Here is a 13192-nt window from a genome sequence, read left to right as displayed (position 1 = left end):
CGCAACTCCCCGCGAGAAAGGTTCCCATGCCCGTCACCACCCGCAAGAGACGCATCATCGTCGCCGCCGTGACGGCGGTGGCCACCGCCCTGGCCGTCGCGCTGACCCTGGCCCTCACGGTCACGACCTACGACCACACCTCACCACGCGCCGCCCGCGACAAGGCGAGGGGAACGGTGCGGAGCGCCGTCGACTGCCGCAAGGCGAAGTGCGTGGCCCTCAGCTTCGACGGCGGTCCCAGCCCGACGACCCCGAGACTGCTGGACATCCTCGCCCAGCACCACCTGCACGCGACGTTCTTCGTGCAGGGCAGGGGCCACATCGCGAAGTACCCGGGCATCCTGCGCCGGATGGCGGCCGAGGGGCACGAGATCGGCAACCACACCTGGACCCATCCGAGGCTCACGGAGATCACCGAGGCAGACGCCCGCCGGGAGCTGACCCGCACCCAGGACGCCATCCAGCGGATCACCGGCACCAGGCCCGTGCTCATGCGTCCCCCGCAGGGCCGCACCAACCGCAAGGTGGCGAAGGTCTGCCGGGAGCTGGGACTGGCGCAGGTGCTGTGGAGCGTCACGGCCAAGGACTACGAGACGACCGACTCGGCCCTGATCACCAGGAGGGTGCTGGACCAGACCCACCGCGACGGCATCATCCTGCTGCACGACCTGCACAAGGGGACCGTGCCCGCCGTCCCGGGGATCATCGAGGCGCTCGAAGCACGCGGCTACACCATCGTCACGGTGTCGCAGCTGCTGGCCCCCGCCGAGCCGCAGCCGGGCATGGTCTACCGGCCCTGAGGAGGACGGGCCGGTGCTCGGCCCGTCCCGTCGGCCGACCGCGCCGCCGCGGCGTCCGTGCGGGCCTCGATCGCGGTGAGCACCGAGGACATGTCGAGGCGGCCGTTGCCCAGCCGTACGCTCTCGCCGTACAGGTCGCCGCTCAGGTCGAGCAGCGGCGTGGCGAGGCCGGCCGCGCGGGCGGCGTCGGCGATGAGCCGGGTGCTGGCGTAGGCGTCGGCGGTGGCCGCCTGCACGGTGAAGTCGTGGGCGGCGAGCATCGGCACCTTGACCCGGGTCACCCCGCTGCCCAGCTGGCCTGAGTCGACCACGGACCGGAAGGTCTCCAGGTCCAGGCCCTGCCGCTGGGCGAAGTGCACGGACTCCGCCAGCGCCGCGATCGTCGTGGTCAGGTACAGGTTGACGGCCAGTTTCATCAGCACCCCGGAGCCGGCCGGGCCGCAGTGGACGACCTCCCGGCACATCGGCGCGAGCAGCGGCCGCACCTGCGCCACGGTGTCCGCGTCGCCGCCGAGCATCGCGACCAGTTCGCCCGCCTCGGCGGGCTTGCGCGATCCGGACACCGGCGCCTCGACGAACCGGCCGCCCGCGGCCCGGACGTCGGCGGCGAGGCCGCGCGCGTACTCGGGGGACGTCGATCCCGTCGACACCACGACCCGGTCGGCGACGAGCTTCTCGAACCCCGGTCCGCCCCGGCCCAGAACCGTGTCCGTCACCGCCTCGTCGAGGAGCATGACGATCACGGCATGCGCCCGGGCGAAGACTTCCTCGACGCTCGCCGCGACCAGCGCCCCGGCCGCCCGCAGCGGCTCCGCCCGTGCCGGCGTCCGGTTCCAGACGACGAGGGGGGTTCCGGCCCGGGCGAGGTTGAGCGCCATGGGCTGCCCCATCACACCGAGTCCGACGAAGCCGTACATCGGGGCGTCGGGGCTGTCGGCGACGTGCGTCATCGTCGTGACTCCTGCTCTCTCGGCGAGGGATGCGGACACGCGGTACGGGAACCCTCCGCACTGTACGGCGCGGGAGCGACGGTCCCACCCCGGCCGCCGCACGCGGCCACGGCTCCCCACGCCGGCGGGTGGCGGACGCCCACCGGGAGGCCTCGTCCCCTCGGCCGGGGCCGGTTCGCCGGACGGGTGCCGACGCGGAGGGCAGGGGGTACGGCGGGAGTGGTGGGTGCGGGGCACGGGCGGACGCGCGCGGGAAGTCGCAGCTGTCCCTCGTCCGCCGAGCGCGGCCGACCCCTTCGGCCCCTGCCCGTCCGGCGGCTTGGCCGCGTCCACGCCTCGACCGCCCTCGCGGCTCGACCGCTCCGACCGCGCAACCGTCATCGCCCGCCCCCACCGCTCGACCTCCCTCGCGGCTCGCCCGCCCCCGTCGCTCAGCCACCTGAGCACGCGACCGTTGGCCCGATCGGCTCAGGTGCGGCGCGCCTGAGGGGTGTGGGAGGTCGGCGGTGCAGGATCCAGGGAACGGCGGCGGTCCCGGGACGGGCCGCCCGGCACCGCCCCCGCGTGAAGAGGTCCGGCCATGCAACGCTTCGACGACCCGCTCCTCCCCCTCCCCCACTCCCTCCGTGTCACGCCGGCGGCGGCATGACCGGCGGCCCGGGCGGCGGACGCTACGGCGAGGCGGTCTTCCGGCCCGAGCAGGCGGGTGAGGGCGAGCGCATCGACTTCGGGGCCCTCGCCTACGACGACATCACCATGGCACGGCTGCGAGCGCTCGGGGCCGGCCCCGGGTGGCGCTGCCTCGACGTGGGCGCCGGCACCGGCACGGTCGCCCGCCGGCTGCTCGACGAGGCCGGGGTGGAGAGCGTGCTCGCCGTCGACCGCGACGTGCGGTTCCTTCCCGAGCGGCCCGGGCTCGACGTGCTGGAGACCGACATCACCGCCGCGCACGCCGTCCGCGGCCGGTTCCGGCTCGTGCACGCCAGGTTCGTGCTGATGCACCTGGGCCAGCACGAACGTCTGATCACGACGCTGGCCGAACTGGTCGAGCCCGGCGGCGTGCTGGTGCTCAGCGACGCCGTCGACGTGACGAACGACCGAACGCCGGACACGCCGTACACCGTCGCGATGCGGGCGATGTGGCAGGGGCTGCGGGCGACCATCGGCACGGACGTCTCGTGGGTGCCCTCGTACCCACGGCTGCTGCGCGGGGCCGGGCTGCTGCCGGTCGCCGCCGAACTGCACGTGCCGCCACTGCTGCCGGGCAGTCCCCTCAGCCGTTTCTGGGCGGACACCTGGGAGCGGAGCCGGTCGGCGATGGTGGCCACCGGCCTGGTGGACGACGCGGCCGTCGACACGGCGATCCGCTACCTGGCCTCCGACGAGTGCGCCGCGCTCTCCGCCGGCATGCTCACCGCCTGGGGCTGGAAGCGCTCACCCCTGTCGTGATGAGGGCGGACCAGGCCCGTGCGTGCGGGTGAGTGTCCCGAGGCGGGCAGGGCGGCCCCGTCGCCGCCGTTCCCGCGGACGAGCGCATGACAGCGCAGTCAGCGTGGAGTCGCCTGTGACATGATTGCCGTCGACCGAGCGCCCACGGGAGAAGTCATGCCACCAGAGACGGGACGCGGCAGGATCGGTGCCGCTCCTCGCAGTGTCGACGTGGCCCGGCTCGCCGGCGTCTCCCAGAAGACCGTGTCCCGGGTCTTCAACGACGAGCCGTACGTCTCCGACGACGTACGCCGTCGTGTTCTCCACGCCGCCGAACAACTCGGCTACCGGCGCAACAACGCCGCCCGGGCTCTGGCGTCCGGACGCACCCGCTCGATCGGCGTGGTGACCCTCGGCACCGCCCTGTACGGGCCCGCCTCGCTGCTCATGGGCGTCGAGCGGGTCGTCCGGGACACCGGCTACGCGCTGCGCGTGGTCAACACGGTGGAGGGCGACCCGGCGGGCCTCTCCGGCGCCGTGGACTCGCTCCTGGACCAGGGCGTGGACGGCATCGTCATCTCCGAACCCATCGACGAGCAGCGGGACGGCGAGGACACCTCGCTGCGGGTCGACGTCCCGGTGCTCGTGATCGGCGCGCCGCCGCCGGTCACCGCGCCCACCGTGCTGACCGCGGGCGACGGCGCCGACCTGATGGCCCACACGGCGACCGAGCACCTGCTGTCCCTGGGGCACCTGACGGTCCACCACCTCGCCGGTCCGCAGCGCTGGTACGCGGCGCGGTACCGGCTGGAGGGGTGGCGGGCCGCCCTGACCGCCCAGGGCAGGACCGTGCCCCCGGTCGTCACGGGCGACTGGTCGGCCGCGTCCGGGTACGCGGCGGGCCGGACGCTCGCCGCGGACGACACGGTCACCGCTGTCTTCGCCGCCAACGACGACATGGCGATCGGCCTGATCCGGGCCCTGGCGGAGGCGGGGCGGCGGGTGCCGGAGGACGTCAGCGTGGTCGGCTTCGACGACATCCCGGTCGCCGCCTATGTGACTCCCCCGCTCACCACGGTGCGTCAGCCCTTCGACGCGGTGGCGCAGGAAGGCCTGAAACGTCTGGTGCACGCCATCGAGAACCCGGCGGCGGACCCCCTGTCGGCGAGCGGGCCACCGGTCGACCTCGTGGTCCGCGCCTCGACCGCGCCACCGCCGGACGAAGCCGCCGCCCCCTCGAACTGAGCTCCCGGCAGGCCGCGAAACGTTCGTGTCCGCACAGTCCGGACGGCATCTGCGCAGAAGCACCACACAGGCTGCACACTGCCTGGCCAAAGGCTCGCTAGCGTTCTGGCCGTTCGATCCCACGTGCGAACGAGACCAGGCCGCGGCCCACCCGCCGTCGGCGCAGTCGAGTCAGGAAGACCGCGGATGGACTACTGCACCTTGTGCCGTCGGCACCTCAACGGCGCCCTGGTGTGCCCCGGATGCGGCGCGTACGCCCCGGACATCGCTCCCCGCGGCACCGCGGCGGCTCCGGTGGCCGCCGGTACGTCGGCCTGGCAGTCGCGTGCCGAGGACACCTGGCACGACAGCGAGGACACGCACATCGAGGAGACGACCGAGAGGACGACCGGCGAGACGACGGAGGAACCGTACGACGGTCCGGACGCCGCCTCCTCCGCTGCGAACGCGTCGCTCGGCCGGGCGGCGCGGCGCCGTCAGCGGGCCCGCTGGAAGAAGAACCAGCGCCGGGCCGTGGTGGCCACCGCAGTCGCCCTGGTCGGCGGCGGTCTCACGGTCGCCTCCATGAACGGGCACACCACGAGCCGCGCGCAGGCGGCCACCGCCCCCGACAACTCGCCCATGGGAGCCGTGGACGGCCAGGCCGCCGAGCCCACCGAGCCCCCCGCCGCGACACCGGCCCCGACCGGCAGGCACCGTGCCCCGGACCGCACGACGGACGCCCGTCCGGTCACGGCGAACACACCGCAGGAGCAGACCACGGGTGTGCCGCGGGCCGCGGGAGCACACCGTCAGGACAGCGCCGCCTCAGCGCGGCCCACGACGGCGTCCGCCGCACAGGCGCAGTCCGCTACCACGTCCGGCACGTCGGGCAGGTCCGGCACGTCCACCGCGTCCGGCACGTCCACGTCCGGTTCCTCCGCCGCTTCCTCGGCACCGGCGGCCACCCCCACCCCGGCCGCGCCCGCCGCCGGCAGCACACCGGCGTCGCCGGCGAACCCCGCCCCGGCCGCGACCTCATCCTCACAGCTCTGCCTGCTCGTCCTCTGCATCGGCTGACGAGGAGGCCGCTGGCGCCGGAGAGGCGATCGGGGCGTCGCCGACGGATGGTGGGCGTCCCGCTCGTCGGCCGACGCGTTTCCCGTGTCAGTCTGCTGCGAGCGCGGGAGACGAAAGTCTCCGCGGTCGGCCGATGACGGGGGAGCCGGGGCTGGGAAGCGTCGACGGGTGCCGTGACGTCCGGCCCGTGAGGAACGGACCGGCCTGCCCCGGCCTGCCCCGGCCGGTGGCGCCGACCACCGCAGCGCCTGCGCGGCCCCGACGTGCTTGTGGGTGTTCCGCCGCGCGAAGGGCGCACAGCGGCCACCCGGATGTGGTTCGCTGCGGGGGTGAATCAGGACTTGGAGATCGTCGCGTTCGAATCCGCCGAGGCGTTCCAGGAATGGCTAGGCGAGAACCACGCCGTCTCGCCCGGCGTGTGGCTCAAGCTTCGCAAGAAGGGCCCCGGAATCGTCGCGCTGGACTACGCCCAGGCGCTCGACGTGGCCCTCTGCTACGGCTGGATCGACGGCCAGAAGGCCAGGTTCGACGACCAGTGGTGGCTCCAGCGGTTCACCCCGCGCAAGCCGCGCAGCAAGTGGTCGAAGATCAACCGGGACAAGGCCACCTCCCTGATCGAACAGGGCCGGATGCGTCCGCCGGGGCAGGCCGAGGTCGACCGCGCCAAGGCGGACGGCCGCTGGGAGGCCGCCTACGACGGGGCGAAGACGGCCACGGTGCCGGACGACCTCGCGGCGGCCCTGACCGCCGAACCGGCCGCTGCGGAGTTCTTCGAGACACTCGACCGGCAGAACCGCTACGCGATCCTGTACCGGATCCAGGACGCCAAGAAGGCCGAGACTCGGGCGCGCCGGATCGAGACGTACGTGGCGATGCTGGCGAAGGGCGAGAAGCTCCACCCGTAGCCACCAGGCGTGGACGAGCGCCGGTGAACGTCCACGTGTGGTCCCTGGTGCCCGCTGAGCTTGCGCGTCGGTGTCAGGAGCGGAGGGTGCGCAGGCCGGTGCGGATTTCGCTGACCAGGATCTCGGGCTGTTCCAGGGCCGCGAAGTGGCCGCCCTTGTCGGCCTCGCCGTAGTGGATCAGATTGCTGTAGGTGTCTTCGATCCAGCTACGTGGCACGCGTGGGATGTCCCTCGGGAAGACGGTCACCGCGACCGGAAGCGTCACCTTCGGGCCGGCGAAGGTGAGCGACCTGTTCTCCCAGTAGATGCGGGCGGACGACGCTGCGCTGTTGGTGAACCAGTAGAGGGATATCGCGTCGAGCATGTCGTCGACGCCGAGAGCGTCCTCGGCGAGCCCGTGGTTGTCGGTCTTGGACTGGAACTTCTCGTAGATCCAGGCCGCCTGGCCGGCGGGAGAGTCCGCCAGGGCGAATCCGACGGTCTCCGGCTTGGTGCCCTGAAGATGGTTCGACCCACCGAGTTCGCCGGTGTAGAGGGCGAGGGTCTCCACGGCGTGGCGCTGTTCGGGCGACAGGGTGTCGGGGATCCGTGCGGGAAAGGCGTACTGGGTGTTCAGATGAATTCCGAGAAGCCCCGCAGGTTGCATGGCCCCGAGGGCGGTGGTGACGACGGCACCCCAATCGCCGCCCTGCGCGGCCCATCTCGTGTAACCGAGTCGCTTCATCAGCTCCGCCCATGCGCGTGCGATGCGCGATACGGTCCATCCGGTCTCCGTGGGTTTCTGGGAGAACCCGAACCCGGGGAGCGACGGGACGACGACGTCGAACGCATCGGCGGCGTCTCCTCCGAACGAAGCCGGATCGGTCAGCGGGCCGATCAGCTTCAGGAACTCGACGATCGAGCCCGGCCATCCGTGCGTGAGGATCAGCGGCATCGCGTGGGGGTTCTTGGACCTGACGTGGATGAAGTGGATGTCCAGCCCATCGATCTCGGTCAGGAACTGGGGGAAGCGATTGAGCTCGGACTCGAAGCGCCGCCAGTCGTAGCCGCGCTCCCAGTGCTCGACCAGAGATCTGGCGTTCTCCACGCGAACCCCCTGCGACCAGTCGCCCACAGTCTCCGGATCCGGCCATCGAGTTCTGGACAGTCGCTGCTTGAGGTCGTCGATCGCCGATTCCGGGACCGAGACGGTGAACGGGCGGAGGGGGGCCGAGGCGGGTGGCGTCGGTGCGGTCATGGCCTTCTTCTCTTCTCGTGAGCTTCGAAGGGCAGCGCAGCTCTTCACTGCACACTGCTGTACAGTCAATCTCACTGTACACCGGTGTGCAATACTGACGCCGTGTCCACCAAGTCCTCCCGGGTGCGCTCGATGATCGAGACGCGCGATCGCATCCTCGACGTCGCCCTCGATGTGCTGGGCGAGAACCCCGACGCCGGAATGGGCGAGATCGCTACCACCGCCGGAGTCGTCCGTCGCACGGTCTACGACCACTTCCCCTCCCGCCTCGACCTGGTGCGGACACTCACGGAACGCGCCGTCGCCGAGATGACAGCCGTGCTCACCGAAGTCAACGCCTCCGACGCGGAAGCGGATGCGACGTGGGTCGAATTCATCGCCCGCCTCTGGCCGGTCGCGCACCGGTACCGAGTGCTGCTGGCGCTGCGCCGTGGCGAGTACGGCGAGGCGATCCACGGTCTGCTCGGGCCGGTCGACGAGCTCCTCGCCGACCTCGTGAAACGCGGCCAGGACACCGAGGTGTTCGCACAGCACCTGCCGGCGGGCATTTTGAGCCAGGTCGCCTACGGCGTGGTGTTCGCCATCGCGGACAGCGACCTGTCGAACGGGACCCTCGGCGCCCGAGCAGCGACGATCACGAGCCTGCTGATGCTGGGAGTTCCCGAGACGCGCGCCGTCGCTCTCGTGGGCGACCAGCCCTGACCCCCGGTACGCACCACAGCCAAGCCCTACAGGTCAGAGCCGCAACCGGGCCAGAGCTTCAGCCATCACCCGTGCGAGGCGCTTCGACCCGTTGACATTGGGATGGGTGTGGTCGGGGGCGGCGTATTCGCCTTCGAGGAGGGAAGGGTCGGCTTCGGAGCGGATCGCTGCGTCGAAGTCGACGAACTCGTGCCCAGACGTGCGGATCCATTCGTTGACCGCAAGGCGGAAGTCTTCTCGGCCGAGGTCGACCGCGAGATCGGGGCCAAGCGGGGTGACGGTGGTGAGAAGCACGGCGAGCCCTGCCGTCCGGGCCCGGTCGATGAGCTCTCGGTAGCCGTCGATCAGCTGGGCGAGGGTCGGCATCTCGTCCAGCGGCGTCACCCTGCCGGGAAGGCACCAGTCGTTGCTGTTGTAGGAGATCACCAGGTGCGTCACGCCGTGGGTTCCGAGCACGTCCTCATCGAACCGGGACAAACCGGCCCGTCCCCATGACGGAGTCGCCGATGGCGCGTCGCGTCGGATGCGGTTCCCTGCGATTCCTCGATTGACGACGGCGATCCCGGCGTCAGCGGGAAGCAGGGCTGCGGTGTACTGCGGCCACCCCATTGCCGTGCTGGACGCCCCGAGGCATACGACCACCGCCTTCACCTCGGCTCCGGCCACCTCGATGGTACGCAGGAAAGGACCTCCCGGAGGCAGGGACCAACCAGTCCCGTCGGGCTCGGGTTCGGTGTCGGTGTCGGTGTCGGTGTCGGTGTCGATGGCAGGGAATGCGCGCGATTCGTCGGCCTCCGCCGGCGTCGATCCTTCGCGCGGCAACGCCCGTGATCCCACGAAGTCGCCCGGCAGGGACCGGTCGAACGTGAATCCGTTCGCCGACGTGTAGGGCGTGAACTCGGGCAGATACAGATCGACGACGATCTCGTCGCCGTGGCTGACGGTCAGGTCGACCGGGTCGGTCCACCGCGATGTGCCGGCCGGGATCTCGATCGATGACTGCCCGTCGATGGAGACCTCGACGAACCGGCCCCGGACTCCGATGGCGCCGCGTGCGATCCGAACGGCGCCGTCCCCGAAGAGATGGGACAGCTCCACCCGGACGCGGCTGCCACCGATGCCGGCGGGCACGGTCATGCGGACGGTGACGTCGTCGAAGGGCGGCTCGTCGTCCTCACCGCGGAAGTCGGTCATGGCCTGGGTCCACGTCGGCGCCCAGCCCACGCCGTCATCGGTCCCGTATGTGCTCAAGTCGGCCTCTTCTTCGTCTGCTGCGGTTCGGCTGCCGGGTGTCGACGTCACTCGGCCTGGTCCGCGGCGGTGAAGAGGTCGAGGAATCCGGACGGTGCGTTGTCGCCGATCATGAGGTTCAGCATGGCGTGCGCCTCGGCGTAGAAGGGTTCGGTTCGGGCGAACAGCGCCTCCTCGTAGGCAGTGAGAGCCGCCTCGACGTCGTGGGGGTGAGCGGCGATCGCCTTGCCGAGTTCGGCGCCGTCGAACATCGCCAGGTTTGCGCCGTCACCGGACGGTGGCATCAGGTGCCCGGCATCGCCGAGGAGCGTCACTCCGGGCACGCGCTCCCACCGGTGTCCGTCCGGGAGTGCGTGAATCGGGCGGGCGACCGGAGCGGTCTCGCCGTCGGTGATCAGCGCGGTGAGCTCCGGGGCCCAGCCGTCGAACTCGGCCGCGATCCGGGCGGTCGAGGCGGCGGCGTCGGTGAAGTCGATGGCGGCGATCCACTCGGCGGAGCGGTTCAGTTCGACGTACGTGTGCAGGACGTTCCCCGCCTCGCGGTGCGCGATGATCCCCTTGCCCGGAGCCAGTGCGTACATCGCGCCGGCACCGACCGCCTCGGCCGCCGCGGGGTGCCGCTCGTCGGCGTCGTGCAAGTAGATGTCGATGAACGTCGTGCCGGTGTACCGGGGTTCGGCGTCGGAGAGCAGTGGGCGGACCTTCGACCAGGCGCCGTCGGCGCCGACGAGGAGACCGGTGGTCGCGGTCGTGCCGTCGGTGAAGGTCAGCTCGTGTCGGCCGTCGCCGAGGGGCCGGACCCCGGTGACCTTGTGTCCCCACCGGACCGTCTGATCGGGCAGGGAGTCGAGCAGGATCCGCCGCAGGTCTCCGCGGAGCACTTCGGGACGCCGCCCCGCGCCGTCGTCGGGAGCGTCGAACAGCAGCTTGCCGTCCTGGTCGAGCACGCGCGACGCCTCGGCGCCTTCGTGGATGATCGCGCGGAACTCCTCGGTGAGGCCGGCCTCGGCGAGCGCGCGCTGTCCGTCGGCCTCGTGGATGTCGAGTTGGCCGCCCTGCGTGCGGGACCTCTCCGAGGGATCGGCCTCGTAGACCGTCGCCGGTATGCCGTGGACGTGCAGGACCCGGGCGAGAGTCAGGCCGCCGAGGCCGGCGCCGACGATGGCGATCGGATGGTGGCTGGTGTTCATGGGCTTCCTCGTTTCCGCAGGCGCAGCGTCGGACGTGCCCGACGTCTATATGGACCGGCGTTCCATTAGGAATATGGAACACCGGTCCAGGGTGTGTCAAAATGAGGTCATGCAGCGGACGCGAGGAAGAGCACCCACCGGGGGGCGTGCCGGCGCCCTCTCCCAAGAGCTGATCGTCGGCGCGGCCGTCTCACTGCTGGACGAGCTGGGCGAGCGGGGGCTCACCTTCCGGCTGCTGGCCAAAGAGCTGAACACCGGCCCCGGCGCGCTGTACTGGCACGTGTCGAACAAGGACGAGCTGGTCGCCCTGGCCGCCGATCAGGTGCTCGGGCACGCCTTCGTCACGCGCCCGAGCCCTGAGGAAGAGGCCGGCTCCGGGCTGCGCGCGCTTGCCGTCGCCGTCTTCGACGCCCTTGACCGGCACCCGTGGGCGGCGTCCCACGTCTCCGCACCGCCCACGCTGGCGAACGCGCTGCGCCTGCTCGACCGCATCGGCACCCTGGTCGCACGCACCGGGCTGCCGGCCGAGCGGCATTTCGCGGTCTCCACCGCGATCTCCTACTACATCACGGGCGTCAGCGCCCAGATCATCTCCCCGCGCATCACCCACGACGCGACCGTCAGCCGCGACGACTTCCTCGCCCGGACCGCCCGACGCTGGGAAGAACTCGACCCGGCCGAATACCCCTTCCTGACGCACACCACCGAGTACCTGCGCGACCATGCCGATCGCGACCAGTTCATCGCCGGCCTCGACATGCTCCTGGACGGCCTGAACACGACCGCGGACCCGCGACCGCCCGCCCCGAGGTGAGGAACGCGAGGGGGCGCGCAGCAGCCGGGGGCGTGGCCGAGGAGGGGCCGGCGACCGACTGCGGCCCTTGCCCACGCGCTCACCGCACGGAGCGTTCCAATGCGGCCCGGTGATCGGAAACCCACTGATGGGCCGCCCGAACGTGCCGCACCGCCCCTGCGTCACGGAGCCGGGCCATGGCGACGTCACCCGCGTCGGCCTGCCTGTCGATGCCCCGCCAGCACCGGTCCTGCCACCACAAGATCGTGGACACGAGACGGTGCCGGTCCAGCAACTCGTAGTTGTCGACGATCAGCCTCATGCGCCGGGCTGCCTCGCCGACGTCGGTGACCGAAGGGCCCAGATCGAGGTACTGCCAGCAGACATGAGCGATGTCGTGGATCCGCGCGCCAGGCGCAGCAAGGTCCCAGTCGATGAACGCCGTCGGGCGAAGCTCGCCACTGGACAGGCGATAGACGGTGTTCTTGGGCGACAGGTCGTTGTGACACACGACCTCTTGGTCGCCGACCAGTGGGGTGCCGGCCGTCAGGTCGTGGAATTCACGCACGAGGCGGGCGACCGTCACCAGACTCTCGTCGCATGACACAGCGGCGGGTTGCTGCGGCTCCCATGCCACATGGCCATCGAGGTAACCGAGGACTTCACGGCCCTCGTCATCCACACCGAGATACCGCGGAGCACCACTCCAGCCACTGGCTTCGAGCAACCTCAGCAGATCACCCACGAACTTCGTGCGGGCCGAGGCCGGACGGCGCACCGTCTCCCCGACACGAACGACCGCATTGACGAAACCTCCGGGCAAGGACGACTCAGGCATCCGTCCACGACAAGCGTCGATACTGCCGTCAGGAGAACGAGGCCCTGCGGCGGGCCGCGGCCTGTCTGTCGCAGGCACATCTGCCGGAAAAGCCGACCGGACCCGCTCCTCGAGGTTCATGCGCACGTCGCCGACCCTAGCGCGCTTCGCCGGTTCAGCAGCCGACCCGGGAGGCTAGAGGCCCAGGTCGAGGGCCAGGCACGAGTAGTACTTCCAGCTGCCTTCGGGGGTGTACGAGTCCATAGGGCCGCCGGGGGCGGCCTTCACCTCCTGGGTCATCTGGTCGAAGCGGATGCGCTCGGGGAGCCGGCCGAACCGGGCGTGACGCAGCTCCGCCGCGGCGGCGTCCATGGTGAGTTCCTTCTTCATGACCATTCTCCACTTCGTGGACCGCGCCTCTGTTCGTCGCCTGGACGGCTATCAGCATGCCCCTCCTGGCGTCACCAGTCAAGACGGTGACGGAAGCGTGAGGTCCAGACCCGGGGTGGCCGCGTGGACCGTGGACGTATGGGTGCAGCGGCCGGACGGCGCCGATTACGACGCTCCGCACCTGGCCGGCGTGGTTCGCGCCAGCCCGCGCAGCCACGCGTGGGCGCGGTCGGTGTCGTAGCGCTCATGCCACGACAGGTACACCGGTGCCGACGCCAGTGCGAGCGAGAGGGGGAGCACGACCAGGCCGCCCGGGCCGCACAAGCCGCGATCCTGTTCGTACCGCACGTCATCCGGTCCGCCGGATTCACACCCTTCACGATCTCGATCGCCCGCTGACGAGCTGCGCCGGCTGGAGGCAGCCG

The 13192-nt window shown here is 71.1% G+C and carries 13 protein-coding genes and 2 pseudogenes; 8 read left to right on the top strand and 7 right to left on the bottom strand.

The features are described 5' to 3' along the window. The first annotated feature begins 26 nt into the window (after nt 1-26). On the top strand, nt 27-800 hold the full coding sequence (locus ACZ3KP_RS28525; RefSeq protein ID WP_467502744.1) for a polysaccharide deacetylase family protein: 774 nt from the start codon (nt 27-29) through the stop codon (nt 798-800). On the opposite strand, the gene ACZ3KP_RS28520 is transcribed toward ACZ3KP_RS28525, so the two are convergent. Further along, nucleotides 788-1750, bottom strand: a complete 963-nt coding sequence (locus ACZ3KP_RS28520) for an NAD(P)-dependent oxidoreductase (RefSeq protein WP_467502742.1) — start codon at nt 1748-1750, stop codon at nt 788-790. The genes ACZ3KP_RS28525 and ACZ3KP_RS28520 overlap by 13 nt on opposite strands. 645 nt (nt 1751-2395) lie before the next feature. Here ACZ3KP_RS28520 and ACZ3KP_RS28515 point away from each other — a divergent pair. From ACZ3KP_RS28515 to ACZ3KP_RS28500, 4 genes are all read left to right on the top strand, one after another. After that, a complete protein-coding gene (locus ACZ3KP_RS28515) occupies nt 2396-3199 on the top strand; it encodes a class I SAM-dependent methyltransferase (protein ID WP_467502741.1) in 804 nt (267 codons plus the stop codon). Between the two features lie 156 nt (nt 3200-3355). Continuing rightward, nucleotides 3356-4423: a LacI family DNA-binding transcriptional regulator gene (locus ACZ3KP_RS28510; RefSeq protein WP_467502740.1), complete on the top strand. Its 1068-nt coding sequence runs from the start codon at nt 3356-3358 to the stop codon at nt 4421-4423. Between the two features lie 186 nt (nt 4424-4609). Continuing rightward, nucleotides 4610-5482, top strand: coding sequence for an SCO2400 family protein (locus ACZ3KP_RS28505; protein ID WP_467502739.1), 873 nt, complete (start codon nt 4610-4612; stop codon nt 5480-5482). A gap of 311 nt (nt 5483-5793) precedes the next feature. Next, complete coding sequence (locus ACZ3KP_RS28500; protein WP_467502737.1) at nt 5794-6387, top strand: YdeI/OmpD-associated family protein; 594 nt, start codon at nt 5794-5796, stop codon at nt 6385-6387. Between the two features lie 73 nt (nt 6388-6460). On the opposite strand, the gene ACZ3KP_RS28495 is transcribed toward ACZ3KP_RS28500, so the two are convergent. Further along, on the bottom strand, nt 6461-7624 hold the full coding sequence (locus ACZ3KP_RS28495) for an epoxide hydrolase family protein (protein ID WP_467502735.1): 1164 nt from the start codon (nt 7622-7624) through the stop codon (nt 6461-6463). 102 nt (nt 7625-7726) lie between these two features. Between ACZ3KP_RS28495 and ACZ3KP_RS28490 the strand changes: the two genes are divergently transcribed. Then, entirely contained in the window at nt 7727-8326 is a 600-nt protein-coding gene (locus tag ACZ3KP_RS28490) for a TetR/AcrR family transcriptional regulator (RefSeq protein ID WP_467502734.1), read from the top strand. Nucleotides 8327-8359: 33 nt separating this feature from the next. Here ACZ3KP_RS28490 and ACZ3KP_RS28485 read toward each other — a convergent pair whose 3' ends face one another. Next, the gene (locus ACZ3KP_RS28485; protein WP_467502733.1) at nt 8360-9520 is read right to left on the bottom strand and encodes a GDSL-type esterase/lipase family protein; all 1161 of its coding nucleotides are present in this window, start codon (nt 9518-9520) and stop codon (nt 8360-8362) included. A gap of 104 nt (nt 9521-9624) precedes the next feature. Next, nucleotides 9625-10767, bottom strand: coding sequence for an FAD-dependent oxidoreductase (locus tag ACZ3KP_RS28480; protein WP_467502731.1), 1143 nt, complete (start codon nt 10765-10767; stop codon nt 9625-9627). A gap of 109 nt (nt 10768-10876) precedes the next feature. Here ACZ3KP_RS28480 and ACZ3KP_RS28475 point away from each other — a divergent pair, with 109 nt between their 5' ends. Further along, nucleotides 10877-11581, top strand: coding sequence for a TetR/AcrR family transcriptional regulator C-terminal domain-containing protein (locus ACZ3KP_RS28475; protein ID WP_467502729.1), 705 nt, complete (start codon nt 10877-10879; stop codon nt 11579-11581). A gap of 79 nt (nt 11582-11660) precedes the next feature. On the opposite strand, the gene ACZ3KP_RS28470 is transcribed toward ACZ3KP_RS28475, so the two are convergent. The 3 genes and pseudogenes from ACZ3KP_RS28470 to ACZ3KP_RS28460 form a co-directional block, all read right to left on the bottom strand. Then, the gene (locus tag ACZ3KP_RS28470; RefSeq protein WP_467502727.1) at nt 11661-12398 is read right to left on the bottom strand and encodes a phosphotransferase; all 738 of its coding nucleotides are present in this window, start codon (nt 12396-12398) and stop codon (nt 11661-11663) included. Between the two features lie 174 nt (nt 12399-12572). Further along, the gene (locus tag ACZ3KP_RS28465; protein WP_467502726.1) at nt 12573-12767 is read right to left on the bottom strand and encodes a hypothetical protein; all 195 of its coding nucleotides are present in this window, start codon (nt 12765-12767) and stop codon (nt 12573-12575) included. A gap of 165 nt (nt 12768-12932) precedes the next feature. After that, nucleotides 12933-13076 (bottom strand): annotated as a pseudogene (locus tag ACZ3KP_RS28460) (LysR family transcriptional regulator); the annotation flags it as partial. On the opposite strand from ACZ3KP_RS28460, the pseudogene ACZ3KP_RS28455 reads away from it, so the two are divergent. Beyond that, nucleotides 13071-13166, top strand: a pseudogene (locus ACZ3KP_RS28455) (NADPH-dependent F420 reductase); the annotation flags it as partial. The pseudogenes ACZ3KP_RS28460 and ACZ3KP_RS28455 overlap by 6 nt on opposite strands. Nucleotides 13167-13192 lie beyond the last annotated feature (26 nt).

The organism is Streptomyces sp. NPDC020958 (genome assembly GCF_055562175.1).
Note: the sequence above shows the minus strand (reverse complement) of the source record. Positions and strands in the feature narration are given on the sequence as shown.

Bases quoted from the DNA above. Each gene is read 5' to 3' on its own strand.
- ACZ3KP_RS28505 (WP_467502739.1), top strand. From the start codon at position 4,610: ATGGACTACTGCACCTTGTGCCGTCGGCACCTCAACGGCGCCCTGGTG.
- ACZ3KP_RS28520 (WP_467502742.1), bottom strand. From the start codon at position 1,750: ATGACGCACGTCGCCGACAGCCCCGACGCCCCGATGTACGGCTTCGTC.
- ACZ3KP_RS28465 (WP_467502726.1), bottom strand. From the start codon at position 12,767: ATGAAGAAGGAACTCACCATGGACGCCGCCGCGGCGGAGCTGCGTCAC.
- ACZ3KP_RS28475 (WP_467502729.1), top strand. From the start codon at position 10,877: ATGCAGCGGACGCGAGGAAGAGCACCCACCGGGGGGCGTGCCGGCGCC.
- ACZ3KP_RS28495 (WP_467502735.1), bottom strand. From the start codon at position 7,624: ATGACCGCACCGACGCCACCCGCCTCGGCCCCCCTCCGCCCGTTCACC.
- ACZ3KP_RS28510 (WP_467502740.1), top strand. From the start codon at position 3,356: ATGCCACCAGAGACGGGACGCGGCAGGATCGGTGCCGCTCCTCGCAGT.
- ACZ3KP_RS28470 (WP_467502727.1), bottom strand. From the start codon at position 12,398: ATGCCTGAGTCGTCCTTGCCCGGAGGTTTCGTCAATGCGGTCGTTCGT.
- ACZ3KP_RS28480 (WP_467502731.1), bottom strand. From the start codon at position 10,767: ATGAACACCAGCCACCATCCGATCGCCATCGTCGGCGCCGGCCTCGGC.
- ACZ3KP_RS28525 (WP_467502744.1), top strand. From the start codon at position 27: ATGCCCGTCACCACCCGCAAGAGACGCATCATCGTCGCCGCCGTGACG.
- ACZ3KP_RS28515 (WP_467502741.1), top strand. From the start codon at position 2,396: ATGACCGGCGGCCCGGGCGGCGGACGCTACGGCGAGGCGGTCTTCCGG.
- ACZ3KP_RS28500 (WP_467502737.1), top strand. From the start codon at position 5,794: ATGTGGTTCGCTGCGGGGGTGAATCAGGACTTGGAGATCGTCGCGTTC.
- ACZ3KP_RS28485 (WP_467502733.1), bottom strand. From the start codon at position 9,520: ATGACCGACTTCCGCGGTGAGGACGACGAGCCGCCCTTCGACGACGTC.